The sequence below is a fragment of the Aquiflexum gelatinilyticum genome (assembly GCF_024813435.1).
GTDB lineage: Bacteria > Bacteroidota > Bacteroidia > Cytophagales > Cyclobacteriaceae > Cognataquiflexum > Cognataquiflexum gelatinilyticum.
On sequence record NZ_JANAEZ010000030.1, the window covers coordinates 1 to 512 of the forward strand.

The 512-nt window shown below is 40.0% G+C and carries 1 protein-coding gene; it reads right to left on the minus strand.

Going from position 1 to position 512, the window contains the following annotated elements; genetic code table 11:
* Positions 1–344: 344 nt before the first annotated feature.
* The gene (gene yjjY, locus NK987_RS21385) at positions 345–485 is read right to left on the minus strand and encodes a YjjY family protein (protein WP_004146984.1); all 141 of its coding nucleotides are present in this window, start codon (positions 483–485) and stop codon (positions 345–347) included.
* Positions 486–512: the final 27 nt, after the last annotated feature.

The window sequence follows — 512 nt, forward strand, 5'->3', positions numbered from 1 at the left end:
TACGCGGTGAAAATTTACAAATTTGCAACAAAAATCACTAAAATTGCCTTTTCTTACCCATAAAAAAATCTAAACTGTTCTCAGGAGGCCGTGACAAGGAGTATGTTAACAGAACCCATTTATCCATATGATGGGCAATGCAATTTCATCTGATGCATCGTTTCAGGCTTTGGATTCACTGTATTTATTAATTTATCCACGCAACTAGTTGAGCCTGGTAAAGATTGTGACTATAAAGAGCATGGCGATGCAATGATTTCACAAGACTGTTAACGTGCTACAATTGAACTTGATATATGTCAACGAAGCGTAGTTTTATTGGGTGTTCGGCCTCTCTTAGCCTGTTATGTTGCTGTTAAAATGGTTAGGATGTCAGCCGTTTTTGACACCGTCGGGTCCAGAGGGAAAGTACCCACGACCAAGCTAATGATGTTGTTGACGTTGATGGAAAGTGCATCAAGAACGCAATTACGTACTTTAGTCATGTTACGCCGCGCATGTTAATTTGCGAC

Bases quoted from the DNA above. Each gene is read 5' to 3' on its own strand.
- yjjY (WP_004146984.1), bottom strand. From the start codon at position 485: ATGACTAAAGTACGTAATTGCGTTCTTGATGCACTTTCCATCAACGTC.